We start from the raw sequence: 25,642 nt of genomic DNA, 5'->3' as shown, positions 1-25,642 counted from the left end.
GCAGTAATGCATTCAGCTAACCGGTCCTAATTACTCTGGTCGCGCCTGAAGATCCCACCATCAACGACATCACTGTTACAGCACGCAAGTGTCTGGCATCGTTCAAATCCCCCTGTTTGCCGGCTTCATGGCTTGGTGGTCATAGCGCCTGTGACCCACCCGATCCCATCCCGAACTCGGCCGTGAAACCAGGCAGCGCCAATGGTACTTTCGCTCAAGCGATGGAAGAGTAGGACGCCGCCAGGCCTTGCAGCCGGCAATCAGCAGGAAATATCCATTCACAACTCTCCGATCACGCCAAGGCGCCCCACCGGGCGCCTTTGCGCGTCTGAGGGATTTAAGGTTTGTCGCGGGGTGGAGCAGCCCGGTAGCTCGTCAGGCTCATAACCTGAAGGCCGCAGGTTCAAATCCTGCCCCCGCAACCAAGATCAAAACCCCGCCGGGTCAAACCGGCGGGGTTTTCTGTGTTCAGAACGTTCGGTTGGTCAGCCCCAGCCGGTCGAGCCAGTCACTGCCGAACACATATTCGCCTTCCCGATCGAGCAGATCGACCCGCGCTGCCAGCCAGCGTTCCAGATCATCGCCATAGGCATTGCGCACGCTGCTGGCCGCTGCCTGGTTCAACTTGCCCAAATGCTCGGCATGCGGCACGCCGGCGCTGCGCAGATCGGCCACCGCCTGTGCCATCACGTTGCGCGTCGCGCCGTTGTCCAGGCCGTCGATATCCACGATCACGCTTTGCGGCCAGCGGATGAACGCCAGCCACCCCGGCGAGCCCCGCGCATAGCGGCAGGCAAAGGCCACCGGCGCCTTGCCGACCTTCTTCAGCGCAGCATGAAAAATCGCCAGCACCTCGTGCACCCTGTCCGCCGGCGCCGCCACGGATGCTCCGGCCGTGCCGGCCCGCGGCGTGGTGAAGTTGAAGCTCTGCCCCCAACTCCCCACCCGGCCATCGATCGGGCTCAACTGGTCGGCCAGCACCGCCTTGGTGATCATCGGCGTCAGCCCCGGCGCCGCGTCGAGCAGATTGGCCACCACCGTCGCCAGATTATAGCCGGCACTGCGCCGCGGCTGGATGCTGTAATCGAGCACATGCCCGCTCTGCCAATCGCCGCGATAGCCGCAGGTTACATAGGCAAAGCCCCGATCGATATGATCGTTGATCACTGACTGGAAGAAATACGGCCGCCGGCCAGCGTTGCCAGGCAGATCGGCGCCGGCGAAATCCGCATCATCCAGACTGGCCATCGCCGCCAACAGAGCCGGGCTGGCCGGCACCCGCTGGCGATAGCTTGCCAGCAGAAAGCGCGGCACGCTTTCCACCAGCACCGCATGGATCACCCCAAGCGCCCCCAGCGATACCAGGGCCGCCGCAAACAGCCGGTCGTCCCGCACCACGGTGGCACCCAGCTCCGCCGCCAATCGGCCATCGGTGACCGGATTGGCTGCCGGCTCGATCCACAGGTTTCGGTCCGGCGCCGGGATCAACTGGATGGCGCGCACCTGGCTCTGGATGGCGCCATGATCCACCGCCGATCCGTGCGTGGAACAGCTCATCGCCCCCACGAACGTCTGCCCATTCGAGGCGCCGGTGGTGGCCAGCGACCGCCCGCGCGGCTCCAGCCACATGTTCAGCTCTGCCACCGAAATCCCGGTCTGGCACAGCACCAGCCCATCGCGATCGCCGATGAACCCCGCCGGCACATGGCTGGCCGGCAGCGCAAACAACTGATTGGCATATCCGGTCGCCAGCGGCCAGCCGCCCGGCACGGACGGCGCCGCCGAGAACGACCAGGTGCTGCCATGCGCGCGCAGCCGTCGCCGCTCGGCAAACGCCCGCCCGATCAAGCCCTGCACGGCGGCCGCGCCGGCGCGCATTTCGGCCATGCTGGCGCTGGCGCGCCGATGCAGTTCAAACCGCGCCGCAATTGGCACGTCGCGTTCGGTGAAATGCCAATTGTGCCAGGTGGTATCGTCAAACTGCAAAATGCGCGCCATCGCCGCCTCCCTCAGCTCGGAATTTCGCCTTCACCGGTCGGCAATTTCCCGCAACGATAACGGATGTGCGACGGCTGCCAGAATCCCAACGTCAACACCGTGGCCAGCGATTGCAGAAACGACGTGCGCACCTGCACGTCGCTGATGCTGTTGGTGCCGATGCAGGCTTCGGCCTTCTTTGGATCCTCGATGGCGCCCCAGCCGATGGCATTGCTATCCACAGCGTGCAGATTCTGATCGCCGCGGTTCGGCACCGGCACAGTCAACGAATGATAGGCGCAGCCGGGCAAGGCGACGGCAACAAGCATGGCAACACACGGACGCAACACAGGCCTCTCCCCATCAGAAACCGACCCGTATGGCAGGATGACACGCTTTTCCCGCGCTCACCACCGCCAGAATTGCATTTTGCACACTGGCAATCATTGCCCGGCTGAGGCAAGAGCCCGCCCATGACGGCGGACGATAGTTTCGAACTCTATGATCTGCGCGTGGAGGTAATCGCACCGCCGGGCGCCAAACTCTGGTGCAACGCGAGCCCCGGTGACTGGTTTGAACTGCGTGGTGAGCTCATTCACCTGCCGCCCGACCAGGGCTTTTCGCTCTACAGTCTCGCCGCCGTGCTGCCGTTGCTGGCTGCGAAACAGCGCGTCACCCACCCCAACGACTGGATGGACAGCGACGCTGAAATTGCCTGTCCCGATCCCAACTGTCCGTCACGCCTGCGTATCACCCGGCTCGGCAAGCGCCGTTTTTCGCGCAGCCAGACGACCGCAACCGAGAAGCCATGACCCCCGAAATGCACATCGAACGAACCACCTTGGCCGAAGGCCATGAAATCTCCCGCTTGATCCGTGGCGGCTGGCAACTGGCCGGCGATCATGGGACGGTCGATCACGCCCATGTCAGCGACGATCTGCTCGCCTTTTACGATGCCGGCATCACCACGCTGGATTGTGCCGATATCTATACCGGCGTCGAAAGCCTGATCGGCGATTTCCGCCGCCACCTCGCCAACACGCGCGGCGAGGATGCACTGGCCCGCCTGAAGGTCCACACCAAGTTCGTGCCCGATCTGGCCATCCTGCCTGCCATCACCTCGGCCGATGTCGCCACCATCATCGATCGCTCCTTGCAGCGGCTCGGTCAGGAACGGCTTGATCTCGTGCAGTTCCACTGGTGGGATTATGATCAGCCCCGCCTGATCGACGCCGCGCTGGCGCTGCGGGATCTGCAACGCGAAGGCAAGATCCGGCTGATCGGCGGCACCAATTTCGATGCCGCACGCGTTGCGCAAGTTGCCGCGGCCGGCGTGCCCTTCGCCACCATGCAGGTGCAATATTCGCTGCTCGATCGCCGCCCGGCCCACGCGATGGCCGCGCTCGCCGGGCAAATTGGTACGCGCTACCTGTGCTATGGCACGCTGGCTGGCGGCTTTTTCGATGAAGCCTGGCTCGGCGCACCGGATCCGGCGGGTAGCATCAGCAACCGCAGCCGCATCAAATACCGCCTCGTCATCGATGAATATGGCGGCTGGGATGCGTTTCAGGCGCTGCTCGCCACATTGGATGCCATCGCCCGCCGCCACGGCGCCCGCATCGCGCAGGTCGCTTCGCGCTGGGTGCTCGATCAACCGCAGGTTGCCGCCGTCATCATCGGCGCCAGCCACCCCCGCCATCTGCCCGCCACTCTGGGCATCACCGCGCTGGAACTGACCCCCACCGACCGTGCCGAGATCGCCGCCGTGTTGCAGCCCGGCCCGCAAGGCGAAGTCTATGCCATGGAACGTGATCGCAACGGACCCCACGGCCGCATCATGAAATACAACCTCAACACGGGGTAGATTCAGCAGTCGATCATCTCGATCCGCCGCCGCACCGCGCCATCGGCCTCCACCAGCAGCGCGCCATATTCCGGCACCTCCACCCAGGTCGACACATCGCGCGTCAACGGCTCGGACGCAACCAGCGTGCCGGCCCCGCTGCCGCCGGTCATCTTCCATTCGCCATCGGCAAAGGCATAACGCTCGCCGATGGTGAACCATTGGCTCAGATATTCGATCCCACCCTGGAACGGCGGCGTTTCGAACCGCCCGAAATCAAAGGTGAAGCGCGTCGCCACCAGATTGCGCCCGTCCGACGCCACGAGATTGACCGACGATGATCGGTGAATGCCATGATCGGCACGCGCCCGCCGCACCACCCGCAGCGCGGCCGTGATGGCCCGGAAAATCTCCGCCGCGGTGAATGGCCCGGCCGGATCGTCCAGCTGGCTCAGCATCAGGGCATGCAGGAAGGCACTGTCGGTCAGCGCCGTCATCCGCCGCGCAATGTCCGGCTTGATGTGCGGCCACAGGCTGCTGCGCATCGCGCCGAAGTTGGCCAGATCGCCATTGTGCGCCAGCACCAACGGGCTGCCCGCCAGCTGAAACGGGTGCAGACTCTGCTGATTGATCGTCGCGCTGCCGTCCAGCGGCACGCCGCGCAAATGCGCCACCAGGCTGCGCACCGGCAGCCGCGCCGCCAGCGCCCGCAGATTGGCATCGAACACCGCCACATTGGTGGAATGAAAGGTCAGCGGCAAATGGGCGTCGGCCAGATCATCATTCCACGCCGCCAGCCCAAAGCCGGCCAGGTTCAACATTGCCAGCAACTGTGCATCGGTGGTCTGATTCAGCAGCGCGTTGTCTGGCCGCACCACCAGATCCTGTAACAGCACCGGCGCCCCGATATAGCCCAGCATCCGGCACATCAGGCCGCTGCCATCATCTGCAGAGCCTCGATCCGGCCGCGCACCCGGGTCAGCCGGCGTTGGTCGCGCACCAGCGCCACGCCCAGCATCGCCGCCAGTTGCCGGCCCAGGCTGCCGGTTTCGGGTGGGAGTTCATCCAGGCAGAATAATTCGGCATCCTCGCGCACCAGCAGCCGGGCCGGCCAGGGCACGCCGGCCACGAAAGCCGCCGCGCCCGCCAACGCGCCGGGCCCATGCACCAGCAGTTGCAAGCCGTCCGTTGGCGCCTGCCACAGCAATGCGCCGCGCAATATCATCACGAGTTTTGGCACGCCGGCCGGCGCCAGCACCGTGCCGCGCTGCGCCTGCAAACCTTGCCCGGCCGCTGCCAGCGCCGCCCAGTCTGCTGCCGCGAACCGATCAAAGCCTGGAAAACTGTGCAGCCGCGCCGCCAACCGCTCCGCCGCCACGGGCGCGGTCGGCAGCCCCTGGGCCGTCTCGGCAGCCGCCGCGCCAGACAACCCGGCCACCAGCACGCTGCTGCGCGACGCCACCTGCCGGCGCAGCGCCGCGCCCAGCGCCACCGCCGCCGGATGCGCAGCCGCCTGCAGCGCTGCATAACGCGCCAGCGCCAGCCGCCAACCGCTCACCGCCGTCACCGCCATGGCATCAGCCGAGCGCCGCCCGCCATCCAGCAGGCAGAATTCCCCCAGCACCGCGCCCGGCTCCAGCGCCGAAAGCGCCACACGGCCGTCGCCCGGCGTGCGCCCCAGCACCGAAACGCGCCCCGCCGTGATCAGATACAGGCCATCACCCACATCATGCTGGGCAAACAGCCGGCTGCCGGCGTCAACGGCAAAATGTTCGGCCGCTGCCGCCAAGGTGGCAATGGCATCGGCTGGCATTCCGGCCAGCCAACCGACTTGCCCGAATGCCGCAAGCGCAGCCTGCCCTGCCATTTGTCCGACCCCAGCCATACCCTCTGCCCCCCGGCAAACATGTGTGTTGCCAATATGGTACACGACGTCAAACGCCGCTGCCAGCCGGGAAATGCCAGCGAGGATTGCGCTCAGCCGAGTCGAAATCGCGGCGTATGCCCGGATACTGTTGCATTTGGGCAACAATGGCCGGTGAAGCTTGCATGAACGCCCGGCATTGCCCGCCTTTGGCTTTACAGGGCGGGCGCGGTTCATGCACTACCACCCACAAGCCGGGCGAGGGCATCTGCTCTCAGACCTTTCGTTTGCCGGCGACCTTTTTTTGACCTTCCTAAAGGGGGATAATGTGATCAAGAAAACACTTCTGGAACAGACCGGCCGCACCAGCCTTGCCGCCAGCCTTGCCATCGGCCTGGCCTTTGGCGCTGCCCCGGCCTTCGCGCAGACTGCCACCGCTGCTGCTGCCGCTGACGATGTCGAAGCCATCGTCGTGACCGGTTCGCGTATTGCGCGCCGCGATCTGGAAAGCCCTGCGCCGCTCGCCGTCGTGTCGGGTGAAGAATTCCGCAACTTCGGCGCGGTGAACGTCGAAAGCATCATCAACACCCTGCCGCAGGTCGTGCCTGGCACCACCGCCTTCTCGAACAACCCGGGTGGCGGCGTCGCCACGCTGAACCTGCGCGGCCTTGGCGCGGTTCGCACCTCCGTGCTGGTCAACGGCCGTCGCTGGATGTTCTACAGCACCGATCAGGTGGTCGACTTGAACACCATCCCGGCCTTTCTGACCGAAGGTGTGGAAACCATCACGGGCGGCGCTGCAGCCGTTTACGGGTCCGATGCCGTCGCCGGCGTCGTGAACTTCAAGCTGAAGAACGTCGAAGGCTTCCAGGCCAACATCACCAACAGCCTGACCGAGCGTGGCGATGGTAATCGCCTCGACCTGAACGTGGCCTTTGGTGGCACCTTCGCTGATGGCCGCGGCCATGCCACGGTTTACGGCAGCTATTACAACCGCAAGCCGATCTTTGCTGGTCAGCGCGGGTTCTCCGCAAACGCGCTTACCGATAACGCGGCGCGGACCGGTTTCGTCAGCGGCGGTTCGTCGTTCGTCCCGCAGAACCGCCTTCAGGTGCCTGGCACTTCGGTGCTGTTCAACCCGGCCAATGGTCCGCTCCCAGCCGGCACCAATTGCCCGGCCACTGGCGGCGCCGCCAACCCGGGTGGCTGCGAAGTTCTTGATCGCGGCGTCGGTTCCTTCGGCACCGGCTTTGGCGGCATCTTCCTGACCCCCGGCGCTGACGCCACGGCCTATCGCAACCCGCAGGATGCGTACAACTATGCACCCGTCAACTATCTGATGGTGCCGCAGGAACGCTACCTGCTCGGTGGCTATGCCGATTATGAAATTTCGCCCGGCATTACCGCTTACACCGAAGTGTCCTATGTGCAGAACATCGTTCGCGCTGAATTGGCGCCGACCCCGGTCGGCTTGACCGTGCCGATCCGCATCAGTGCGGTTTCGCCCTTCCTGACCGCTGCCGATGTTGGTCGCCTGAACCAGATCGACGCGAATGAAACCGCCATCAACGCCCGGCGTTCAGCCATCGATGCTGCCAACGGCTGCGCTGTCGGTGCTGCAACCAATGCGGCCTGCACCGGGCTTAACCTTGCTGGTAACCCAGTGACGGCGCTTGGTCCGTTGTTCGCAGGTCAGTCGGCGGCCGCCAATGCCCCTGGCGTCATCCAGGCCAGCTTCAACTGGCGCATGCCGGGCAGCAGCCCGCGTATCAACAACGATGAACGCCACAGCTTCCGTGTCCTCGCCGGTGTCCGCGGTGATATCGGTGGCGGCTGGAACTACGACGCCTATTACAGCTATTCGCGCACCCGCAATGCCAACATCCAGGAAGGCAACGTCTCGCGCGCGGCCATCGAAGGCGCCCTGTTGGGCACCCGGGCGCCCGTCAACTTCTTCGGTGAAGGGGCCGCGACCCAGGCCCAGTTGCGTGCCATCTCGATCATCGCGCAGAACAGCACCATCTCGTCGCTGGAAGTGGCGCAGGCCAACGTCGGCGGTCCGCTGTTCGATCTGGGCTGGGGTGGCGGCGATGTCGCTGTGAACGCCGGTGTCGAATATCGGCGTCTGGCGTCCGAGTTCATCCCGGACACCGCGCTTTCGACCGGTGACGTGATCGGCTTCAATGCGATCAACCCCACCTCCGGTAGCTACAACGCCAAGGAAGTCTTCGCCGAATTGCTGATCCCGATCGCGTCGGGTCAGCCGTTCTTCGAGAAGCTGGAAATCACCGCAGCCGGCCGTTATTCGGATTACAGCCTGCCGACCGTCGGTGGCCAGTGGACCTACGCCATCGGTGGCCAGTGGTCGCCAATCCGCGACATCACCTTCCGCGGCCAGTACAGCCGCGCGATCCGTGCGCCGAACGTCGGCGAACTGTTCGGCGGTGGCGGCATCGGTGCACCGCGTGCCAACGATCCGTGCGCCACGGATGCGGCGCTGGCGCCTGGCCCGCTGCGCAATACTTGCATCGCCACTGGCGTGCCGGCATCCAACCTCGGTGGTCCGATCCCCGGTCCGCTGCAGCCCAACGAGCAGATTCAGGCCCGCACCGGTGGTAACCCGAATCTGAACGCCGAAGTCGCGACCACCTGGACCGCCGGTGTGGTGCTGAAGCCGTCGTTCATCCCGCGCCTGTCGATCACGGTCGATTACTGGAACATCGAAATCGGCAACGCCATTGCGACTGCCGGGGGCGGTGCCGCCAACATCCTCGATCTGTGCTATCGCACCTTCCAGGATCCCAACAACGGCTTCTGCCAGTTGATCACCCGCAACGCCGCCACTGGCGCTATCGATGCGGCGTTCAACCCGGATGGCAACCAGGCCGTGATCTTCGCCGGTGCAGCCAACCTGTCGTCGCTCGAAACACGCGGTTGGGATATCGGCGTCGACTACACCGTGCCGCTGGCCTTTGGTCTGTTCAGCAGCGAATCGCGCCTGAACTTCAACTTCCTGGGGACCGTTGCCGAGCGTAACACCTTCACGCCGGTGAACGGTGTGAACAACGTGATCGAGTGCGCTGGTCGCTTCGGCTTGAACTGCATTCCGCAGTCCAAGTTCCAGAGCCAGAGCCGTCTGACCTGGATGGATGGTGGGCTGACCACCAACCTGCGCTGGCGCTTCATGGGCCCGGTCAACGACGATAACGTCGCTGTCCGTACCGTCGAGCGCATCGGTAGCTACAGCCTGTTCGACTTGTCGTTCGCTTACGACATCAGCGACAATGTTGCGATCACCGCCGGTGTGAACAACCTGTTGAACAAGGCGCCACCGATCCTCGGCTCGAACCAGCAGCAGTCGAACACCTTCCCAGGGGTGTATGACGTGCTGGGCCGCGATTACTTCATCTCGCTCGGCTTCCGCTTCTAAGCGGCTGCCGAACGGCCAAAAAAAAGGGCGGCGAGGGAACTCGCCGCCCTTTTTCGTTTCGCCCCTCCTCTGCCGAAGCGGGGCAGGGGGTGGGACCGGATCAGGGCTTCCTGCTAAGGTCTGCTCCCCGTCATCACCCAGCCGATCGGCCCATCCGGCCCAGCCAGCACCTCGACCCGCACCGCCACCGGTGCCAGCCACGCTGCCCGATCGGCAATACCGTCGGCATCCAGCGCTGCAGCCTGCATCGCCGCCAACCGCGCCATCTCGGCCTCGGCCTCCGCCCGGATTGCCGCCACCGCATCGCGCCGCCCCGCCCGCGCCCAATGGCCCAGCGCGGCCGGCAGTTCCTGCGTCACCGGCTGCGCGGCATGGGCACTGCGCGCTGCCGCGATGTTTGCGGCCATGGCAGGGTCTTCACCGCGCCCGGCCGCCAGGGATTCGGCGACTTCGAACAACCCGGCATCCGCCATGGCCTGCATTGCGTTCAACCTTCGGCCATTGTGCAGCACGGCCATGCTGTCCCGGTGATGACAGATCAGCATCAACCGCCCGCCCGGCGCCAGCACGCGCACAGCCTCCGCCCACGCCGCGCGGCCACAATATTCCAGCCCGAACTGGCTGGTGACCATATCAAAGCTGCGATCGGCGAAGGGCAGGGCATGGGCATCGATACCGCCGCGCACACCCAGGGCAACCGCCGCCGGACCCACGTCAGCCGCGTCGATGCCGGTTCCGACAAAGTCCGTCCGGCCTTCCAACAGGATCTTCAGCACGGAACCGCCACCGGATGCCACATCAAGCACCCGGGTGCCCGCGGTTTGGCCCCTGGCGAAGCGCTGCCAGGCCCCGATCAAGGCATTTTGCACGGCCGGCGGCGCACCAGGCAGGCAGGCGCCACTGGTTTCGCGGGCCCAGTATCGGCTCCACGCCTCGCTCATGTCAGCACCACATCGAACGCCACCGTCATCCGTTCCCCGGCCGGGAACGGACGGGTACCGTGAAACAGGGTGGACGGGAACAACGCCAGCCGTTTCGGTTGCGGCCGGATCAAGTGCAGAGGCTTGAGCTCAAGACCCAATTCTGCCGGCGGCCCACCAACTTCCAGCCACCCAGGCTGGTCCGGTGCATCAATACCCTCTGGCAAGACAATATAGCACGCCGACGACAGCCGCCCCGCCGGGTGGATATGCGCGACATGAAAGCCGCCGCCCACCAACCGCACAGACCAACTTCCTGAAAATTCGGGCCGCTTATGCCGATCGCGGAGCAAGGGATGGCCCGGATCGGCCGGCGGTAGCCCCCCGACATGGCGCAGCACTGCCGCCGATATCGCCTCCCCCAGGGCTTTGACCGTTGGCTCCGGCCGCCCGAACAATCGCCCGCGTGTCTGTGTACCACCGCGCAGACTCTGCCCGATCGGGTGGGCGCGGGCATGGTGCAACCCGCGCAACACCGCGGCCAGCTCTGCCCAATCACCCGCATATTCAATATCTTGCGTCGCCACCAAACCCTCTTGGCCCGACAACCACTGATGCCGCGCATCACCCAACAACCGCCAGGCAATATCCAGATGCGCCCACAAATTCACCGCATTCAGATCAGCCCGCGCCAACGGCTCCAGCACGGAGGCTGCCAGCCCCGGATCGCCTGTGCGCAAGGCCAGTCGCGCCCGTGTCAGCGCCGCCTGTGGCACAGGGCCGACACGCGTCAACGCCGCTTGCGCCCGCCCGGTATCACCGACATTTGTCGCCAGCATCGCTTCGTACAAATCACTGGTTTCGTTGCGACCATGCCGCGCCACCACCGCGTCCAGCACGGTCAACGCCGCTTCCCAGCGATCAGCCGAAAACAGGCACGCGACATGGGCCAGCGCCAGGGGCGCATCATCCGGTCTGGCGGCAATGGCCAGGCGATAGCTGGCGTCGAACGCATCGCCCGCCCCGGCTTCGGCCCGCATCCGGGCCAGCGCATCCTGTCCTCCCCGCCAGGCCGGGCTGCGGGTAACGGCCTGTTCCAGAATGATTATCGCACCATCCTCGCCCGCGGCCTCCAGCGCCTCGGCCAGACCGAGCGCCAGCTCGCCATCGTCTGGCGCCTGGTCCAGCGCCGCCCGGTACAGTCCGATGGCCAGCGCCTCATCACCGGCCATCGCCGCCACGCGCGCACGGCCATGCAATGCCTTCAAATCCTGCGGCCTTTGTGCCAACACGGCATCGAAATCCGTTGCAGCATCCGCCAGATGGCCGCTTGCCAAATGGATGGCACCACTGGTCTGCCGCACGGCAGGGTCGTTCGGCAGCATCGCCAGCAACGCATCGACATCACCGCGCGCCGCAGCATGCCGGCCCAGCGTGTTGAGCAATATCGCCCGGTTCAATCGCGCTTGATGCAGCTTTGGTGCCGCATGCAGGGCAGCGTCATATTGCTTGAGCGCCGCTTCGGCCTCGCCTTGCTGATTCAGGAAGTTGGCATAGTTGTTGAGCACTTGCGCATCATTGGGCGCGGCCTTGATCGCGTTCCCAAACGCTGCCCGCGCCGCCGCCGCCTGTCCGGCACGTGCCTCATTCAATGCCACCAGATGCAGCACCGGGGCCTGCGGACCGGCCAGTCGCAGCACCTGCGCCAGATCGGCTCGCGCCGCTGCATGCTGCCCGGCGGAAAAGGCGCGCTCGGCCCGCGCGAACAGGGCGTTGATATCCATGCCAAAACATTGGCTGGCTGGCCTTTGCCTGTCCAGACGTTAGAAGGGCGCTGATGCCCATCGATCTGCCCATGGATGCCGCGATGGCGCCGCGCCCAGCGATGATCACCGAACATGTGCTGGGCGAAACCCGTCTGCGCCAGCGCGGCGCGGTGCTCACGGGCGAAGCCCTGGCGGATTGGCGCCTGTTGACCCCGGCCGGGCGGGGAGTCTCGCTGTCCGGGCTGCCCGGCACCTTGGTGTTGCTCGATGGCATGCGCCTTACACCGGCGGCGGGCGGGCAGGTAGATTTGTCCATGCTGCCAATCGCTTGGCTAGGGGAAGCCGCGCTCAGTGCCGGGCCGACCGGCATGGCCGATGGGGCAGGTGCCATCGCCGGCACCCTGCATCTGTCTCACGCGCGTGCCGACAGTGGCAGCCGCGTTTGGGCGATGGCCGGCGCGCAATCCGGGCGCGGCATCCGAGGTCTGGATCTGCGGATCGGCGGCAATTCCGGCTGGATCGGCGGCGGCTTCACCCAGGGCGGCGCATTGGCCACGCCCGCTGGACTGGCGGCAACCGGGCAGGGTCGCTGGCATTTAGGCGGCCGTTTCGCCCGCGAGATGGCGGGTGCCACCCTGTCCGGTCGCGCGCTGCTGGCCACCCGGCGGGAACGCGCCGCACAGGCCGATTATCATGACCTCGCGCTGCAGTTGGCCGGCGGCAGCGCCTGGCAGTGGTCGCTCGCGCTGGCCAGCGGTGCGCACAGCGCCAACACCGGCAGCAGCCGCCAAAGCCTGGTGTCTGGCGGCGTCAGCCGCACCACCGGCCTGATCCTCCCTGGCGCCGCAGAACCGATCAGCCTCGCGTTCGGCGGTGAAATGCGGCGCTTGCGGCTTGGCCCGGCACGGGTTCTGGCGCGGGAGGCCTATGCCGAAGCCTATCTGCCGTTGCTGCAGGATCGCCCGGCAGCCGAGAATCTGTCGTTGGAACTTGGCTGGCGCCAGGCCTGGATCGCCGGCCGGTCCGAGCCGCTGTGGAAAGCACGCGCCCGCTGGGAGTTCTTCCCTGGCCTGGCGCTGCGGGGGCAGGTGGCGCGCGGCGTCGATGATCTGGCCACCCTCAGCGGAGTCGGGCGCAGCATCGGGCTGGTTGCCGTGCCGGCCTTTCTGCCCGGCGTGGCGCTGGCGGTCGATTGGCGCAGCCAAACAGCGGGGCCGGCACGGGTCCAGGCCGTCGACGTGTCGCTCTCCGTCCGGCGAAGCATAGCGGAATCAACCACATTGCTGGTGAACGCCATGGCCACGCATCACCAGCGGGCCGACGTCACGCTGCTGCCGGTCGCCCGCTTTGCCAGCCTGCTGCGCGTCGGCGTGGAGCAAGGCAAATGGGCCGTTACCGCGGGCTGGCGCCACCGTTCCAGCCTTGCCGGCGAACCGGCCCGCAGCGCCATCGACGCCAGCCTTGAACGGCAACTGACCGACAAGGTGCGGATCATCGCCAGCCTGAGCAACGCCAACGATGCTGGCGCCGCGCCGGTCGGCCGCCAGGCCCTGCTGCAACTGGTCGCCGGATTCTAGGCCGGCACCAGCGCCAGCTTGCCCTCGCCCTCGTCCACATTCACCGTGCTGCCGTCCGGGACCGTGCCGGCCAGGATCAGCTCGGCGAGCGGGTCCTGCAGATGTTTCTGCACGCTGCGCTTCAGCGGGCGGGCGCCATAGACCGGATCATAGCCGACCCGCGCCAGCCAGCGCCGGGCAGCATCCGTCAGATTCAGGGTGATCTTGCGATCCTTCAGTAGCGCAGCCACGCGCAGCACCTGGATATCGACGATCGGCCCCATCGCTTCCTGGCCAAGCCGCTGGAACAGAACGATTTCGTCTAGGCGGTTCAGGAACTCCGGCCGGAAATGGCCGCGCACCACCTCCATCACCGCGCCTTCGGCATCCGTCACCGGCGTGCCATCCGGCAGGGCGGCGATGTATTGCGAGCCCAGATTGGAGGTGAGGATGATCAACGTGTTGGTGAAATCCACGGTGCGGCCCTGGCCATCGGTCAGCCGGCCATCATCGAGCACCTGCAGCAGCACGTTGAACACGTCGCCGTGGGCCTTTTCCACCTCGTCGAACAGCACCACCTGATAGGGGCGGCGCCGCACGGCTTCGGTCAACACGCCGCCTTCCTCATAACCGACATAGCCGGGGGGCGCGCCGATCAGCCGGGCAACGCTGTGCTTTTCCATGAACTCGCTCATGTCCAGCCGCACCATGGCGCGCGGATCGTCGAACAGGAATTGCGCCAGCGCCTTGGTCAGCTCGGTCTTGCCGACGCCGGTGGGGCCGAGGAACAGGAAGCTGCCGAGCGGCCGATTGGGGTCCTGCAAGCCGGCGCGCGCCCGGCGCACGGCGCTGGACACGGCCTTCACCGCCGCGGCCTGGCCGATTACCTGGGCCGACAAGATGCTCTCCATTTTCAGCAACTTGTCGCGCTCGCCCTGCAACATGCGGTCAACTGGAATGCCGGTCCAGCGACTGACCACGCCAGCGATGTCGTCACCGGTCACTTCCTCGCGCACCATGGCATCGGCGGTGGCGCCTTCGGCCTCCGCCAGTTGGCGCTCCAGGTCGGGAATGCGGCCATAGGTCAGCTCGCCGGCCTTGGCATAGTCGCCGGCACGCTGCGCCTGCTCCACCTCCAGCCGAGCGGCATCCAATTGCTCCTTGATGCGGGTGGCGCCGGCCAATTTCTCCTTTTCGGCCTGCCAGCGCCGGGTCAGCGTGCCGGATTCCTCTTCCAGCCCAGCCAGTTCACCGTTCAACGTCACCAGCCGCTCCCGCGAAGCCGCGTCGGTTTCACGGCTGAGTGCAGCGGCTTCGATCTTGAGCTGGATGATGCGACGGTCGAGCGCTTCGATCTCCTCGGGCTTGCTTTCCACCTCCATGCGCAGGCGGCTGGCGGCTTCGTCCATCAGGTCGATGGCCTTGTCCGGCAAAAATCGGTCGGCGATGTAGCGGTTTGACAGGGTCGCGGCGGCCACAATGGCGCCATCGGTGATGCGAACCCCATGATGCAGCTCGTATTTTTCCTTCAGCCCGCGCAGGATCGAGATCGTGTCTTCCACCGTCGGCTCGCCGACCACCACCGGCTGGAAGCGGCGTTCCAGGGCGGCGTCCTTCTCGACATATTTGCGATATTCATCGAGCGTGGTGGCGCCGATGCAATGGAGTTCACCGCGGGCCAGGGCGGGTTTCAGCAGGTTGGATGCGTCCATGGCGCCATCCGCCTTGCCGGCACCGACCAGCGTGTGCATCTCATCGATGAACAGCACCACATCGCTGCCTTCCGCACGCACTTCATCGAGCACGCCCTTCAACCGTTCTTCAAACTCGCCGCGATATTTGGCGCCGGCAATCAGCGCGCCCATATCGAGCGCCATCAGGCGCTTGTCCTTCAGACCATCGGGCACGTCGCCATTGGCAATGCGCAGCGCCAGCCCCTCGGCAATCGCGGTCTTGCCGACGCCGGGCTCGCCGATCAGCACCGGGTTGTTCTTGGTACGCCGCGCAAGCACCTGGATTGTCCGGCGAATTTCCTCGTCGCGGCCGATCACCGGATCCAGCTTGCCGGCGCGCGCTGCTTCGGTCAGGTCGCGGGCATATTTCTTCAGCGCGTCGAAATTGCCCTCCGCGCCGGCGCTGTCGGCGGTGCGGCCCTTGCGCACGCTGTTGATCGCTTCGTTAAGCGCCTGCGGGGTGACGCCCGCGCCTTGCAGCGCCTTGCCGGCTTGCGTGGTGGTGGCCAACGCCAGCGCGACCAGCAGCCGCTCGACGGTCACGAAGCTGTCGCTGGCCTTGGTGGCAATCTGTTCGGCGCTGTCGAGCACGCGCACCGTGTCATTGTCCCAACTCAGCGATTGGGCGCCGCTGCCGGACACCTGCGCGATCTTGGCAAGCGCCTGATCGGTGAGTTGCAGGGCGGTGGCGGGTACGCCGCCGGCTGCCTTGATCAGGCCGCCGCACAGGCCCTGGTCATCTTCAAGCAGCGCCTTCAGCACATGTTCCGGCGCCACGCGCTGGTGATTGTTCCGGATCGCAACTGTCTGTGCGGATTGCAGAAAGCCCTTGGCGCGATCGCTGAATTTTTCGATATTCATGGCCCATGTCTCCTGTTCGCACAGGATATGGTGTGGCTTTACAGCAACACAAGTGTGGGCGAACAGGAATCTTTTCGGGCGAAATCCGTCGCCAGGCGCCTCAGCGTGGCTTCAGCCAGGCAAACACCAGCCCACCAATCGCGCCGGCCGCGCAGAACAGGATGAACCCATCCGGCCCGCGCGCACCGGCCAGCGGCGTCGTCTGAAACTGGGCGTGCATGAAACCCAGCGTGGTGCCAACCGCAGCAGCGCCGGCCAGCGGCCACGCAATCGGCGCCACCATCGGCAGCTTCGGCTTGAGCCAGGTGGTGAGCAGGAACGCCAGGGCCAGCGCAATACCGAACACGGTCAGCACCGGCACCGCCAGCCCGGTGAAATCCCGCAGGGCGGTTTCCATCGCCAGACCAGGCGGGATCACGACACCCAGATCGATCAGGCCCGATTGCACTTGCCAACTCTGGATGATGCTGGCCATCACAGTGGTAACCAGAACGGCCGCCGACCAGGCTGGTCCGCTGCGCAACATATCTTTGGCCCAAGCCATTCGGCATTACCTCTGTTAACAAATGTAGATTAGCGCACATTGCCGACCCGTGGAAAGAGCCGAATCGTCAAAAATGAAGCATATCGTAAAAATACTGTTAATCACCACGCTGTTGGGGCCGTCAGCGGCGCGGGCGGAGCGCGTGACGGAAATAGCACGCGGGCTCGATCATCCGTGGAGCATCGCCTTCCTGCCCGGCGCCAATGCCGGTGTGCTGGTGACGGAGCGCGGCGGCCGCCTGCTGCACATCGTGCCGGGTCAGACGCCGCGGGCGATCACGGGTGGACCAACCGTGTATCGCAACAGCCAGGGCGGCCTGTTCGATGTGGTGCTGCATCCGGATTTTGTTCGTAATCGCTTGATTTATCTGTCTTATGCGGCTGGCAGCAAGGGCGATAATTTCACCCGCATCACCCGTGCACGACTGGACGGCAATCGGCTTGTCGATGCCCGCGTGATCTTCCAGGTCACGCCCGGCAAGGACACACCGGTGCATTATGGCGGGCGGATGGCGTTCCTGCCCGATGGCAGCCTGGTGATGACCACCGGCGATGGCTTTGATTATCGCGAACAGGCGCAGCGGCTACAGTCTGGCTTGGGCAAAATCGTGCGCCTGGCTGACGATGGCCGGCCCATGGCCAGCAATCCGTTCGTGGGCACGGGGGGCGCGCAGGCCAGCATCTGGAGCTATGGCCATCGCAATCCGCAGGGCCTCGCCGTCGATTCGATCACTGGCCGGCTGTGGGCGCATGAGCATGGTCCGCGTGGCGGGGACGAGGTCAATCTGATCGTGAAGGGCGGCAACTATGGCTGGCCGGTCGCCACCCTCGGCATCGATTACAGCGGCGCCACCATCAGCCCGTTCAAGCGGTACAAGGGCATGATCGATGCGCCCGTGGTCTGGGTGCCGTCGATCGCGCCATCGGGACTGGCCGTATATCGCGGCGCGATGTGGCCGGATTGGCAGGGCGATCTGATCGTCGGCGCTCTGGCCGCGCAAGAGGTGCGGCGGATCGATCTCGATGCCGATGGCAAGGTGCTGGGCCAGGCGCGCATCTTCCCCTCGATCAAGGCGCGCATCCGCGATGTGCGAGTGGCGCCCGATGGCGCGGTATGGGTGACGACCGACGAGGATGCAGACGAAGGCAGCGGCGGCCGGGTGTTGCGGGTGACACCCTAGGCTGCTTGCCGGTCGGGGGCCCCCGCACCCCCTCCGGCCTCAATGCGCTGTCCAGCCCCCATCGATGACCAGTTCCGATCCGGTCATGTAGCGGCTGTCGTCGCTGGCCAGGAACACCACGCCAGCGGCGATATCCTGCGGCTGGCCGGCGTGGCCCACCGGTGCCCCGGCGCCGATCTGATCGACGTTCAGCGCATTCGCTCCCGGTGCCACCGCCTCGGCCAGCGCGCCTGACGTGTCGATCTTCTGCCAGATCGGCGTGTCGATGATGCCGGGGTGCACGCTGTTGCACCGGATGCCGTCGCGCATCGCGGCGCATTCCATCGCCACCGCCTTGCTCAGCAGCCGCACCGCGCCCTTGCTGGTGCAATAGGCCGACATACCGGCCGCGCCGCCCAGGCCCGCCACCGATGAGATGTTGATGATTGACCCACCAACATGGCCATCCGGCCGCGCCGTCCGCATCGCTGGCAGCGCGTGCTTGATGCCCAGGAAGCAACTGGTGACATTGATATCCATCTGCCGGTTCCACTGCTCCAGCGTGACATCGGTGATCAGCCCCGATGTGCCGATGCCGGCGTTGTTCACCAATATGTCGAGCCGGCCATACAGGTCCATCACCCGCGTCACCAGTTCCGCCCAGCGCGCTTCTTCCACCACATCCTGGCCGCGGAAGGTCGCCTGGCCGCCGGCCGCTTCGATCATCGCCACGGTCTCGCGGCCGCCCGGTGCATCGATATCGGTCGCGAACACGATGGCGCCTTCGGCTGCCAGCGCAATGGCACTGGCCCGGCCGATGCCGCTGCCGGCGCCGGTCACAAAGGCCACCCGGCCGGTCAATTTGCCCATCTCGATTCTCCCCTTGGCGTGTTTTGCTGCAGCGTGGGCGCAGCGTGGCGGCTGCGCCAGCCCTTCAAACTGCCCGGGTGCCTGGCAGCATCAGATCAGGGACGTCACCGCTCCCCACGCACCGGCCAGCAGCATGAACATGCTGGGCAACAGGGTCAGGCCGAAACCGGGGCCGCGCTTGGTGGGATCGGCGTAATAGCTGCGGGCATAGACGATGCGGCCCAGGCTCCACAGCGCCGCCAGCCCGCCGGTGATCACATCGCCGAGCACCGGTGCCCCCACCAGCACCGCCGGCACGAACAGCGCCAATTGCTCCAGCGTGTTCATCTGCACCCGATAACGCTTGTCGAATTCCGGGTGCCCGCTGGAGGCCGGGGCCGGCACGTTCCACTTGCCGCGCGCCATGCCAACCGCGGCGCTGAGGCCGAAATAGACGAACAGGGCCACCACCAGCGCGATGGTGGTCAGGGGATAGAGGCTCAGCATGGCAGGGGCTTTCAGTTGGGAAGGGCAGCGCGGGCGGCAGCGGCGCCGCCGACAACCGGGATCGTCACATGGCTGGGCCGCTGGCCATCGCGCCACACGCCCTGGGTCGCCTTGCGATAATCGCCGGGCTGGGCGTGGAAGATGTTGGGCACAAAGGTCTGCGGATTGCGGTCATAAAGTGGGAACCAACTCGATTGCACCTGCACCATCAGCCGGTGGCCGGGCTGGATCACATGATTCACGCCGGGCAACAGGAAGCGATAACGCTCCGCCTTGCCGGGGGTCAGCGCCGCCGGCTTGTCGAAGCCGGTCACATAGCGGCCGCGGAAAATCTCCATGCCGATGCCGAGTTGCAGGCCGGCCAGATCGGGCTGGAAGCTGTTCTCCTCAGGGTAGACATCGATCAATTTCACCACCCAGTCGCTGTCGGTGCCGCTGGTGCTGGCGAACAGATTGGCCTCCGGCTGGCCATGGATCTGCAACGGCGCCTTCAGCGGTGCCGAGACATAAGTGACGACATCGGGCCGGGTGCTGGCGTGGCGCTGATCACTCACCAGCCACGCGCCCCACATGGCGCGATCACGCATGTTCACCGGCACTGGCACGAACGGCACCGGATGGGCGGGATCGGAAACATAATCATCATGCGCCTGCGCCAGCGTCGGCGGGTTCAATGACAGGCTGAAGCGGTCGTCGAGATAGAGGTTCACGCCCTCGCCGGCCGGAAAGCGGTCGTGCCGATCCCAGCGGTCGGCGCCGACGGCATAGGTCAGCACCGGCGGCGTGTCGTGGGCCGGGGCACCGATTTTCAGATGCGAATCCAGGAACGGCTTCATCACGTCGCGGCGGAACTGCAGGCCGGTATCGCCCTGGAATTTCAGCACACCCAGGCCCGACCCGTCATTATTCACGCCCGAATGCCGCCACGGTCCGATCACCAGTGACAGCAGCTTGTTGCCCGAATCCTTGGGTTCCAGCGCGCGATAGACGGCTGGCGCGCCATAGCTGTCTTCCTGATCCCATTGGCCCACCACCAGCATGGTCGGCACGGTCAACGGCCGGGCACCCAGGATCTTGTCCAGTGCCTGGCCCTGCCACCAGGCGTCATAGGACGGATGCTCCATGATCTTGCGCACCGCCGGCAGCGCATCGAGGCCATATTTCTTGACATAGGCGCCCGCCGAACCCGCGCTCAGATACTCGGCATAATAATCGCGCCGGCCCATTGCGACCGGATCGCCACTGCCCTTGGCCACGGTTTGCGCGGTGAAATAATCCAGCATCGTCTGGCGGAAGGCGCCGTTGTGGAACCAGTCATCGCCCATCCAGCCATCGACCATCGGTGACATCGGCACGGCGGCCTTCAATGCCGGGTGCGGATCGACCAGCGCCATCAACGCCGTGAAACCGGGATAGGACGATCCGGTGATCGCCACCCGGCCGTTGGTTTCGGGCACATTCTTCACCAGCCAGTCGATCGTGTCATGGGCATCGGTGCTGTGATCGGTGGCAGTGCGGTTCAGCGGGCCTTTCAGCGGCCGGTTCATCACATAATCGCCTTCGGATTTGTGGATGCCGCGCACGTCCTGATAGACGCGGATATAGCCATCCTGCACCAGTTCGGCGTCGCTGATCGGCAGGATTTCGCTGATCTGCTGGCTGGGGTTGCGGGCCGTGGCGCGCGCCGCATTGTACGGCGTGCGGGTCAACAGGATCGGGCCGTTGCTGGTGCCCTTCTTCATCACCACCACGGTGAACAATTTCACCCCGTCCCGCATCGGGATCATCACTTCGCGCCGCACATAATCGGCCGCTGGCGTCGCGGCGGTGAAGCCGGGCGTCATGTCGTTCTGCATCGTCGGTGTGCTGGCCGGCATCTGGGCAACGGCGCTGGTGGCCATCAGCAGCAGCAGGCCGGAAAAACGGATCCTCATCATGTCCCCCTTCTGTCTGCCTGTTTCATGGCCTGCCTGCCGCCGCCGGGCAAGCCAGTTGGCGACACGCGCGAACTGGCGTAACGGATGCCGGTAAACGGAGCGGGAAGGATCGGCCATGCGCCTGACACGCAGTGTGATTGCCATCACCGGGGCGCTTGGCCTCTCGACCATCGCGGCGGCCGCCAGTGCTGCCGACAAGCCACTGGTGCCGCCGCCCGCCGTTGTCCAGAAACTGCTCGATTGCCGCAACATCACCGACACCACCGATCGGTTGGCGTGTCTCGACACCGGCGTGTCCGCCCTGGCCGAGGCGGTGGAGAAGCGCGATGTGGTGGTGGCCGATCGCGAAGCCGTGAAGAATGTGCGCCGCAGCCTGTTCGGTATCGCGCTGCCCAGTTTCAATCTGTTCGGCAGCGGCAAGGGCAGTGACACCGGTGACGCTGCGGACTCGGATGAACAGGGCGCGCTGCAACAGATCGAAGCGACCCTGAAATCCGCCCGTCAGGGCCCCGCCCGCAACTGGCGCTTCGTGCTGGATGACGACAGCGTGTGGGTGCAAACCGATGGCAAGATGTTCCCGCGCGATCCGCGGGCCGGCATGTCCATCCGCATCCGCCGCGCGGCGGTTGGTACCTTCCTTGCCAATGTCGATGGCCAGATCGCGGTGCGGGTGCGCCGCCTGAACGAATGATCGCGCGCCGTACCGTCAGGCGGCAGCGCGCAGCCAGCCGGTGATCGAATAACGCCGGTTGGGCACCGAACCGGTGACCATCGACACGCTGTGCATCTGCGGCACCGCGAAGATATCCAGGCTGTTGAAGGCGGGTGCCACGCCGCGCACGCCATGCCCGTCTTCGTGGAACAGCAGCAATCCGCCCCATTCCACCCGCCACACCGGGTTCAGGCTGAACACATAGGCGGCGCGGCGCTGTTTGCCGGGCACCGCATCGTCGTGGCCGGTCAGAAAATCGCCGGGGGCATAGGCCGTGGCCTGGCCATCGGCGAACGCGATATCATCGGCGCCCGTGATGGTGCGCAACACGTCGCGCACCGCGCCGCCCGAAAGAAAGGCCGGCCAGCCGGCAATCACGCTATTTCCGCCCGGCGGCGGCGCATTGCCATCGGGCAGGCGCAGGGCTTCATAACGATATTGGAACCCGGTCTGCGCGCCCGCCAGCACCGCCTGCTCCAGCCCGTCGCGCTGTTCGGGCGTCATCGCGGCGCGGCTGCTGCGCGACAGTTCGAACACCTTGTCACCGCTGTTGACCACCTGCACCCAATCGGCGCGGCGCTTCATCTCAGCCAGGCAGGCAATCGCGGCATCTTCGGCCAGAAATGGCTGCAAGCGCACATGGCCATCGCGCGCAAAGGCGCTGGCGGCGGCACGTAGATCGATGGCCTGCGCCAGCGCCAGCATCATTTGGTGCGGAACCAGCCAGTGATGGCAAAGCGGCCCATCGGCGCAAATTGCGGCACCTGGCTGACATGGTGGCGCAAGGGCACCTGAAACAGGTTCATCGTGTTGAACCGCGGCATGAACCCGGCGACGACATTGCCCTTGACGTCCATGAAGTTGAGATAGCCGCCCCAATCGGGCTTCCAGTCCTTCGTCAGGTTGAGCACATAGGCCAGCCGGCGCCCCTCCTCCTCCACCTTGTCGTCGTGATCGGTCAGGAAATGGCCCGCAGCATAGACCGTTGCCTGCGCGTCGGCCCTGGTGATGTCGGGATGGCCGGACACTTCGCGCGCGAAATCCAGTACCGGCGCCGCATTCACCTCTTCCAGCAGATTATACAGCGGATGGCCGGGGTGCCATTTGTTCACATAGGCCTCCACCAGCGGATATTGCCCATACAGGAACGCAAAGCGCCCGCCGGCGGCAGCCGTGGCGGCAGCATTGCCCATCGCTGCCTTCTGCTGCGGGTTCATTTTCTGCAATTGTTCGGGGCGCACATGCTGGCCGAGCGGTTGGCCATCGCCGGCCCAGGCCAGACCGAAGGGCGTGTGCTGGCGCAACACCTGCCACAAATCCTCTGCGGCACCGGCGTCGAGGAAGTTTTCGACCTGCACCAGCCGGTTTTCGGCCAGCGCCGCACGGATCGCGGCGCGATCCAGCGCCGGATTCAAGGCAAACAGGGGGGGGATTTCGGTGATGATGTCGGTCATGATCTCTCTTCTTTCGGCATCGGTGGCAGCAGCGCCTCCGGATCAACGCGCACGCCGTGCCAGGTCATGCCCCAGTGCAGATGTGGGCCCGTCGATCGCCCGGTGCTGCCGATGGCGCCGATGATCTGGCCCTGCGCCACGATATCGCCGGCCTTCACATCGATGCGCGACAGATGCAGCATCGCTGAATGCAGCCCGCGGCCGTGATCGAGGATGATGATATTGCCTTCCAGGCTGAACGGCCCCGCCGCCAGCCGCACGATGCCGGGGATTGGCGCCCGGATCGGCGTGCCACGCGGGGCGGCGATGTCCATGCCGCTGTGATAGCTCGCCGGCACCTCGCCATAGATGCGCTGCGCACCGAAGTGGGTGGAGATGCGGCCCGTGGCCGGCCATTGGAACGCCGCCCGCCAGAACGGCAGCGGGCTGATCTCTTCGCGGGCGGCGCGCACCTGCACCACCTCGGCCTCGCGCATGGCTTCCCACTTCAGGTTGCGCGGTCCATTGGGGTCGGCCGGGGTCATCAGCCGCGCCGGCAGCCGATCAATGTCCCATTCACGGGCCGTCACCATGATTTGCCGGCGGGCGCTGCGGCCATCGCGCATCACCCATTCCAGTTGCTGGCTGCCGGTGAAATCGCGATCCACCCCCAGCATGATGCGACCATCGCGTTCGACATGCACAGCCACGCCATCCACCCGCAGATCGCGGCTGCCGGCGGGCAGGCTGGCGATCAGCAACTGGCCCTGCACGGCGGTCAACGGCTCATCGACCACCAGCGGCAGCGGCGCGGCTGCCGCGGAGATCGCTGCCGTTGCCAGCAGCAGCGGCAAGGCAAAGATGCGCATCAGGGCTGAAACATGCCCTTGGCCCGCATCTCGGCATAGCGGTTGCTGGCGATGTCGGCGCTGAAATAGGCTTCCTGCAGTTCGTGGCTCCAGTACCGCAAAGCGGCGAGCGGGATGCGCTGGTTGGTGACGGCGCAGTTCACATGATCGCCGGATTCCACGATGCGGTAACTGCCGCTTTCATAATGCAGGCGCGCAGCGCGGCCAAAACGATCGAGCATCAGAACAAACTCCCCTGCGCCGCTGGCGGTTTCGTAAACACCGGCGTTTCGCCATCGCCAAAGCGGATCGTCAAGTTTTGTTGTGCCGCCGCTGCTACCGCACTGGCGATCACATGGCCATCTGGCCCACGCACAATGGCATAGCCGCGCGCCAGCACCTGGTCCGGCCCCAGGCTGGCCAGCATGCGCGCTGCCTCGTTCAGCCGGCTGCTGGCACTGGCCAGCCGCGTGGCGAGCAGGAACGGCCGCAAGCCAGCGCCGGTGCGCGCCAGTTTCTGGGCGTCACTGGCCACCGGCCGCGCCAGGGCAGGGGCCAGCCGCGCCGCCATGGCCGCCAGCCGCTGGCCATCGCGCTCCACCCGCGCGCTCAGCAGCGCCGGCCGCAGCCGCCCGCCGGCGCGTTCCAGCCGCAGCGCAAAGCCGCCGGCGCGCGCGTCCAGGGCCTTGGGCAGCCGCTCGGCCAGATCATCGACGCGCTGCGCCGCCAGCCCGATCAGATTGCGCGGCTGCGGCAGCCGGCGGGCCAGCGCCAACCCGCGTTCCTGGCGCAGCGCCAGCCCGCGCAGCAGCGCCGCATCCATCCGGCCGCTGAGCATGGTCAGGCTGGCGGCCAGTTCGGCGCGCACCGGCACGGCGCGCTCGGCGGCGGCGGTGGGGGTGGGCGCCCGCCAGTCCGACGCGTAATCGATCAGGGTGGTATCGGTTTCATGGCCGACCGCGCTGATCAGCGGAATGTGGCTGGCAGCAGCAGCACGCACGACAATCTCTTCGTTGAACGCCGCCAGATCCTCGATCGATCCGCCGCCACGCGCCACGATGATCAGATCAGGCCGCGGGACGGCACCGCCGGGGGCAATCGCATTGAAACCGGCAATCGCCGCCGCCACCTGCGCCGCGGACGCTTCGCCCTGCACCGCCACCGGCCACACCAGCACGTGCGCCGGAAACCGATCGGCCAGCCGGTGCAAGATGTCCCGGATCACCGCGCCGGTCGGGCTGGTGACCACGCCGATCACGCGCGGCAGCGAGGGCAGCAGCTGCTTGCGCGCCGGATCGAACAGCCCTTCGGCCTGCAACTTCAACCGCCGCGCCTCGATCTGCGCCAGCAGCGCGCCGACGCCGGCCGGCTCCATCTTCTCGACGATCAACTGATATTTCGACCGGCCCGGATAGGTGGTCAACTTGCCGGTCACCACCACTTCCAGGCCATCTTCCGGGCGGAAGCTCAGGCCCGTCGCCGTGCCCTTCCACATGGCCAGATCGATCAGCGACCGCTCATCTTTCAGGCTGCCGTACCAATGCCCGCTCGATTGGCGGCGGAACTGCGAAAGCTCGCCGCGCACCCGCACCTGGCCAAAGGCGGTCTCTACCGTGCGTTTCAGCGCGCCGGCAATTTCGGACACGCTATATTCGGGCAGGTTGCTGGCGGGCTGATCATTCACCCCGCTTCCATAAACCGCC

Annotated in this window: 22 protein-coding genes, 1 tRNA gene and 1 rRNA gene; 8 read left to right on the top strand and 16 right to left on the bottom strand. The window is 65.9% G+C overall.

Annotated elements, in window-relative coordinates:
• Window positions 1-131: 131 nt before the first annotated feature.
• Both rrf and ACTIEZ_RS14880 read left to right on the top strand, forming a co-directional pair.
• Window positions 132-246 (top strand): 5S ribosomal RNA (gene rrf / locus ACTIEZ_RS14885).
• 102 nt (window positions 247-348) lie between these two features.
• Window positions 349-425: transfer RNA gene (locus ACTIEZ_RS14880), tRNA-Met, on the top strand.
• A gap of 43 nt (window positions 426-468) precedes the next feature.
• On the opposite strand, the gene ACTIEZ_RS14875 is transcribed toward ACTIEZ_RS14880, so the two are convergent.
• Together ACTIEZ_RS14875 and ACTIEZ_RS14870 are read right to left on the bottom strand one after the other, a co-directional pair.
• Window positions 469-1,998, bottom strand: coding sequence for a hypothetical protein (locus ACTIEZ_RS14875; RefSeq protein ID WP_439547474.1), 1,530 nt, complete (start codon window positions 1,996-1,998; stop codon window positions 469-471).
• 11 nt (window positions 1,999-2,009) lie between these two features.
• Window positions 2,010-2,306: a Bor/Iss family lipoprotein gene (locus ACTIEZ_RS14870; RefSeq protein WP_439547473.1), complete on the bottom strand. Its 297-nt coding sequence runs from the start codon at window positions 2,304-2,306 to the stop codon at window positions 2,010-2,012.
• 144 nt (window positions 2,307-2,450) lie between these two features.
• Here ACTIEZ_RS14870 and ACTIEZ_RS14865 point away from each other — a divergent pair, with 144 nt between their 5' ends.
• Together ACTIEZ_RS14865 and ACTIEZ_RS14860 are read left to right on the top strand one after the other, a co-directional pair.
• Complete coding sequence (locus ACTIEZ_RS14865) at window positions 2,451-2,789, top strand: TIGR04076 family protein (RefSeq protein ID WP_439547472.1); 339 nt, start codon at window positions 2,451-2,453, stop codon at window positions 2,787-2,789.
• On the top strand, window positions 2,786-3,841 hold the full coding sequence (locus ACTIEZ_RS14860) for an aldo/keto reductase (protein WP_439547471.1): 1,056 nt from the start codon (window positions 2,786-2,788) through the stop codon (window positions 3,839-3,841). The genes ACTIEZ_RS14865 and ACTIEZ_RS14860 overlap by 4 nt, the downstream gene beginning before the upstream one ends.
• Before the next feature lie 2 nt (window positions 3,842-3,843).
• Here the strand turns inward: ACTIEZ_RS14860 and ACTIEZ_RS14855 are convergent, their stop codons facing one another.
• Both ACTIEZ_RS14855 and ACTIEZ_RS14850 read right to left on the bottom strand, forming a co-directional pair.
• The gene (locus ACTIEZ_RS14855) at window positions 3,844-4,749 is read right to left on the bottom strand and encodes a class II glutamine amidotransferase (RefSeq protein ID WP_439547470.1); all 906 of its coding nucleotides are present in this window, start codon (window positions 4,747-4,749) and stop codon (window positions 3,844-3,846) included.
• The gene (locus tag ACTIEZ_RS14850; protein WP_439547469.1) at window positions 4,749-5,633 is read right to left on the bottom strand and encodes a cyclic nucleotide-binding domain-containing protein; all 885 of its coding nucleotides are present in this window, start codon (window positions 5,631-5,633) and stop codon (window positions 4,749-4,751) included. Before ACTIEZ_RS14850 ends, ACTIEZ_RS14855 begins: the two co-directional genes overlap by 1 nt.
• Window positions 5,634-6,012: 379 nt before the next feature.
• On the opposite strand from ACTIEZ_RS14850, the gene ACTIEZ_RS14845 reads away from it, so the two are divergent.
• Window positions 6,013-9,114: a TonB-dependent receptor domain-containing protein gene (locus ACTIEZ_RS14845; protein ID WP_439547468.1), complete on the top strand. Its 3,102-nt coding sequence runs from the start codon at window positions 6,013-6,015 to the stop codon at window positions 9,112-9,114.
• A 113-nt stretch (window positions 9,115-9,227) separates the two neighbouring features.
• Here the strand turns inward: ACTIEZ_RS14845 and ACTIEZ_RS14840 are convergent, their stop codons facing one another.
• Together ACTIEZ_RS14840 and ACTIEZ_RS14835 are read right to left on the bottom strand one after the other, a co-directional pair.
• Window positions 9,228-10,055: a class I SAM-dependent methyltransferase gene (locus tag ACTIEZ_RS14840; protein ID WP_439547467.1), complete on the bottom strand. Its 828-nt coding sequence runs from the start codon at window positions 10,053-10,055 to the stop codon at window positions 9,228-9,230.
• Entirely contained in the window at window positions 10,052-11,818 is a 1,767-nt protein-coding gene (locus ACTIEZ_RS14835; protein WP_439547466.1) for a putative 2OG-Fe(II) oxygenase, read from the bottom strand. The genes ACTIEZ_RS14840 and ACTIEZ_RS14835 overlap by 4 nt, the downstream gene beginning before the upstream one ends.
• Before the next feature lie 53 nt (window positions 11,819-11,871).
• On the opposite strand from ACTIEZ_RS14835, the gene ACTIEZ_RS14830 reads away from it, so the two are divergent.
• Window positions 11,872-13,377 carry a hypothetical protein gene (locus ACTIEZ_RS14830; protein WP_439547465.1) on the top strand — a complete coding sequence of 502 codons (1,506 nt, stop codon included), beginning with the start codon at window positions 11,872-11,874 and terminating at the stop codon, window positions 13,375-13,377.
• Here the strand turns inward: ACTIEZ_RS14830 and clpB are convergent.
• Window positions 13,374-15,950 (bottom strand): ATP-dependent chaperone ClpB, encoded by a 2,577-nt coding sequence (clpB, locus tag ACTIEZ_RS14825; RefSeq protein ID WP_439547464.1) that lies wholly within the window; start codon window positions 15,948-15,950, stop codon window positions 13,374-13,376. The two genes, ACTIEZ_RS14830 and clpB, sit on opposite strands and share 4 nt — an antisense overlap.
• 100 nt (window positions 15,951-16,050) lie before the next feature.
• Window positions 16,051-16,425, bottom strand: a complete 375-nt coding sequence (locus tag ACTIEZ_RS14820; protein ID WP_439547463.1) for a hypothetical protein — start codon at window positions 16,423-16,425, stop codon at window positions 16,051-16,053.
• 142 nt (window positions 16,426-16,567) lie between these two features.
• Here ACTIEZ_RS14820 and ACTIEZ_RS14815 point away from each other — a divergent pair, with 142 nt between their 5' ends.
• The gene (locus ACTIEZ_RS14815; RefSeq protein ID WP_439547462.1) at window positions 16,568-17,674 is read left to right on the top strand and encodes a PQQ-dependent sugar dehydrogenase; all 1,107 of its coding nucleotides are present in this window, start codon (window positions 16,568-16,570) and stop codon (window positions 17,672-17,674) included.
• A gap of 39 nt (window positions 17,675-17,713) precedes the next feature.
• Here the strand turns inward: ACTIEZ_RS14815 and ACTIEZ_RS14810 are convergent, their stop codons facing one another.
• From ACTIEZ_RS14810 to ACTIEZ_RS14800, 3 genes are all read right to left on the bottom strand, one after another.
• Entirely contained in the window at window positions 17,714-18,523 is an 810-nt protein-coding gene (locus ACTIEZ_RS14810) for an SDR family NAD(P)-dependent oxidoreductase (RefSeq protein ID WP_439547461.1), read from the bottom strand.
• Between the two features lie 90 nt (window positions 18,524-18,613).
• On the bottom strand, window positions 18,614-19,009 hold the full coding sequence (locus ACTIEZ_RS14805) for an MAPEG family protein (RefSeq protein ID WP_439547460.1): 396 nt from the start codon (window positions 19,007-19,009) through the stop codon (window positions 18,614-18,616).
• 11 nt (window positions 19,010-19,020) lie between these two features.
• A complete protein-coding gene (locus ACTIEZ_RS14800) occupies window positions 19,021-20,946 on the bottom strand; it encodes a CocE/NonD family hydrolase (RefSeq protein WP_439547459.1) in 1,926 nt (641 codons plus the stop codon).
• Between the two features lie 115 nt (window positions 20,947-21,061).
• Between ACTIEZ_RS14800 and ACTIEZ_RS14795 the strand changes: the two genes are divergently transcribed.
• Window positions 21,062-21,637 carry a hypothetical protein gene (locus ACTIEZ_RS14795; RefSeq protein ID WP_439547458.1) on the top strand — a complete coding sequence of 192 codons (576 nt, stop codon included), beginning with the start codon at window positions 21,062-21,064 and terminating at the stop codon, window positions 21,635-21,637.
• Between the two features lie 15 nt (window positions 21,638-21,652).
• Here ACTIEZ_RS14795 and ACTIEZ_RS14790 read toward each other — a convergent pair whose 3' ends face one another.
• Genes ACTIEZ_RS14790 through xseA form a run of 5 tightly spaced genes read right to left on the bottom strand, consistent with a single transcriptional unit; the run spans window position 21,653 to window position 25,623 of the window.
• Window positions 21,653-22,366 carry a 2OG-Fe(II) oxygenase gene (locus tag ACTIEZ_RS14790; RefSeq protein ID WP_439547457.1) on the bottom strand — a complete coding sequence of 238 codons (714 nt, stop codon included), beginning with the start codon at window positions 22,364-22,366 and terminating at the stop codon, window positions 21,653-21,655.
• The gene (locus ACTIEZ_RS14785; RefSeq protein WP_439547456.1) at window positions 22,363-23,112 is read right to left on the bottom strand and encodes a 2OG-Fe(II) oxygenase; all 750 of its coding nucleotides are present in this window, start codon (window positions 23,110-23,112) and stop codon (window positions 22,363-22,365) included. The genes ACTIEZ_RS14790 and ACTIEZ_RS14785 overlap by 4 nt, the downstream gene beginning before the upstream one ends.
• A complete protein-coding gene (locus ACTIEZ_RS14780) occupies window positions 23,109-23,960 on the bottom strand; it encodes a M23 family metallopeptidase (RefSeq protein WP_439547455.1) in 852 nt (283 codons plus the stop codon). The genes ACTIEZ_RS14785 and ACTIEZ_RS14780 overlap by 4 nt, the downstream gene beginning before the upstream one ends.
• Window positions 23,960-24,181, bottom strand: a complete 222-nt coding sequence (locus tag ACTIEZ_RS14775) for a DUF2093 domain-containing protein (RefSeq protein ID WP_439547454.1) — start codon at window positions 24,179-24,181, stop codon at window positions 23,960-23,962. Before ACTIEZ_RS14775 ends, ACTIEZ_RS14780 begins: the two co-directional genes overlap by 1 nt.
• On the bottom strand, window positions 24,181-25,623 hold the full coding sequence (xseA, locus tag ACTIEZ_RS14770) for an exodeoxyribonuclease VII large subunit (protein ID WP_439547453.1): 1,443 nt from the start codon (window positions 25,621-25,623) through the stop codon (window positions 24,181-24,183). The genes ACTIEZ_RS14775 and xseA overlap by 1 nt, the downstream gene beginning before the upstream one ends.
• Between the last annotated feature and the right edge of the window lie 19 nt (window positions 25,624-25,642).

The organism is Sandarakinorhabdus sp., assembly GCF_051860625.1.
Classification (GTDB): Bacteria; Pseudomonadota; Alphaproteobacteria; order Sphingomonadales; family Sphingomonadaceae; genus Sandarakinorhabdus.
The sequence above is the reverse complement of the archived record's forward strand: the minus strand, read 5'-3'. Positions and strand labels throughout refer to the sequence as shown.

Bases quoted from the DNA above. Each gene is read 5' to 3' on its own strand.
- ACTIEZ_RS14775 (WP_439547454.1), bottom strand. From the start codon at position 24,181: ATGCTCGATCGTTTTGGCCGCGCTGCGCGCCTGCATTATGAAAGCGGC.
- ACTIEZ_RS14815 (WP_439547462.1), top strand. From the start codon at position 16,568: ATGAAGCATATCGTAAAAATACTGTTAATCACCACGCTGTTGGGGCCG.
- ACTIEZ_RS14810 (WP_439547461.1), bottom strand. From the start codon at position 18,523: ATGGGCAAATTGACCGGCCGGGTGGCCTTTGTGACCGGCGCCGGCAGC.
- ACTIEZ_RS14855 (WP_439547470.1), bottom strand. From the start codon at position 4,749: ATGTGCCGGATGCTGGGCTATATCGGGGCGCCGGTGCTGTTACAGGAT.
- ACTIEZ_RS14870 (WP_439547473.1), bottom strand. From the start codon at position 2,306: ATGCTTGTTGCCGTCGCCTTGCCCGGCTGCGCCTATCATTCGTTGACT.
- ACTIEZ_RS14840 (WP_439547467.1), bottom strand. From the start codon at position 10,055: ATGAGCGAGGCGTGGAGCCGATACTGGGCCCGCGAAACCAGTGGCGCC.
- ACTIEZ_RS14780 (WP_439547455.1), bottom strand. From the start codon at position 23,960: ATGCGCATCTTTGCCTTGCCGCTGCTGCTGGCAACGGCAGCGATCTCC.
- ACTIEZ_RS14785 (WP_439547456.1), bottom strand. From the start codon at position 23,112: ATGACCGACATCATCACCGAAATCCCCCCCCTGTTTGCCTTGAATCCG.
- ACTIEZ_RS14875 (WP_439547474.1), bottom strand. From the start codon at position 1,998: ATGGCGCGCATTTTGCAGTTTGACGATACCACCTGGCACAATTGGCAT.
- ACTIEZ_RS14795 (WP_439547458.1), top strand. From the start codon at position 21,062: ATGCGCCTGACACGCAGTGTGATTGCCATCACCGGGGCGCTTGGCCTC.
- ACTIEZ_RS14835 (WP_439547466.1), bottom strand. From the start codon at position 11,818: ATGGATATCAACGCCCTGTTCGCGCGGGCCGAGCGCGCCTTTTCCGCC.
- ACTIEZ_RS14865 (WP_439547472.1), top strand. From the start codon at position 2,451: ATGACGGCGGACGATAGTTTCGAACTCTATGATCTGCGCGTGGAGGTA.
- ACTIEZ_RS14850 (WP_439547469.1), bottom strand. From the start codon at position 5,633: ATGCCAGCCGATGCCATTGCCACCTTGGCGGCAGCGGCCGAACATTTT.
- ACTIEZ_RS14805 (WP_439547460.1), bottom strand. From the start codon at position 19,009: ATGCTGAGCCTCTATCCCCTGACCACCATCGCGCTGGTGGTGGCCCTG.
- ACTIEZ_RS14820 (WP_439547463.1), bottom strand. From the start codon at position 16,425: ATGGCCAGCATCATCCAGAGTTGGCAAGTGCAATCGGGCCTGATCGAT.
- ACTIEZ_RS14860 (WP_439547471.1), top strand. From the start codon at position 2,786: ATGACCCCCGAAATGCACATCGAACGAACCACCTTGGCCGAAGGCCAT.
- ACTIEZ_RS14830 (WP_439547465.1), top strand. From the start codon at position 11,872: ATGCCCATCGATCTGCCCATGGATGCCGCGATGGCGCCGCGCCCAGCG.
- ACTIEZ_RS14790 (WP_439547457.1), bottom strand. From the start codon at position 22,366: ATGATGCTGGCGCTGGCGCAGGCCATCGATCTACGTGCCGCCGCCAGC.
- clpB (WP_439547464.1), bottom strand. From the start codon at position 15,950: ATGAATATCGAAAAATTCAGCGATCGCGCCAAGGGCTTTCTGCAATCC.
- ACTIEZ_RS14800 (WP_439547459.1), bottom strand. From the start codon at position 20,946: ATGATGAGGATCCGTTTTTCCGGCCTGCTGCTGCTGATGGCCACCAGC.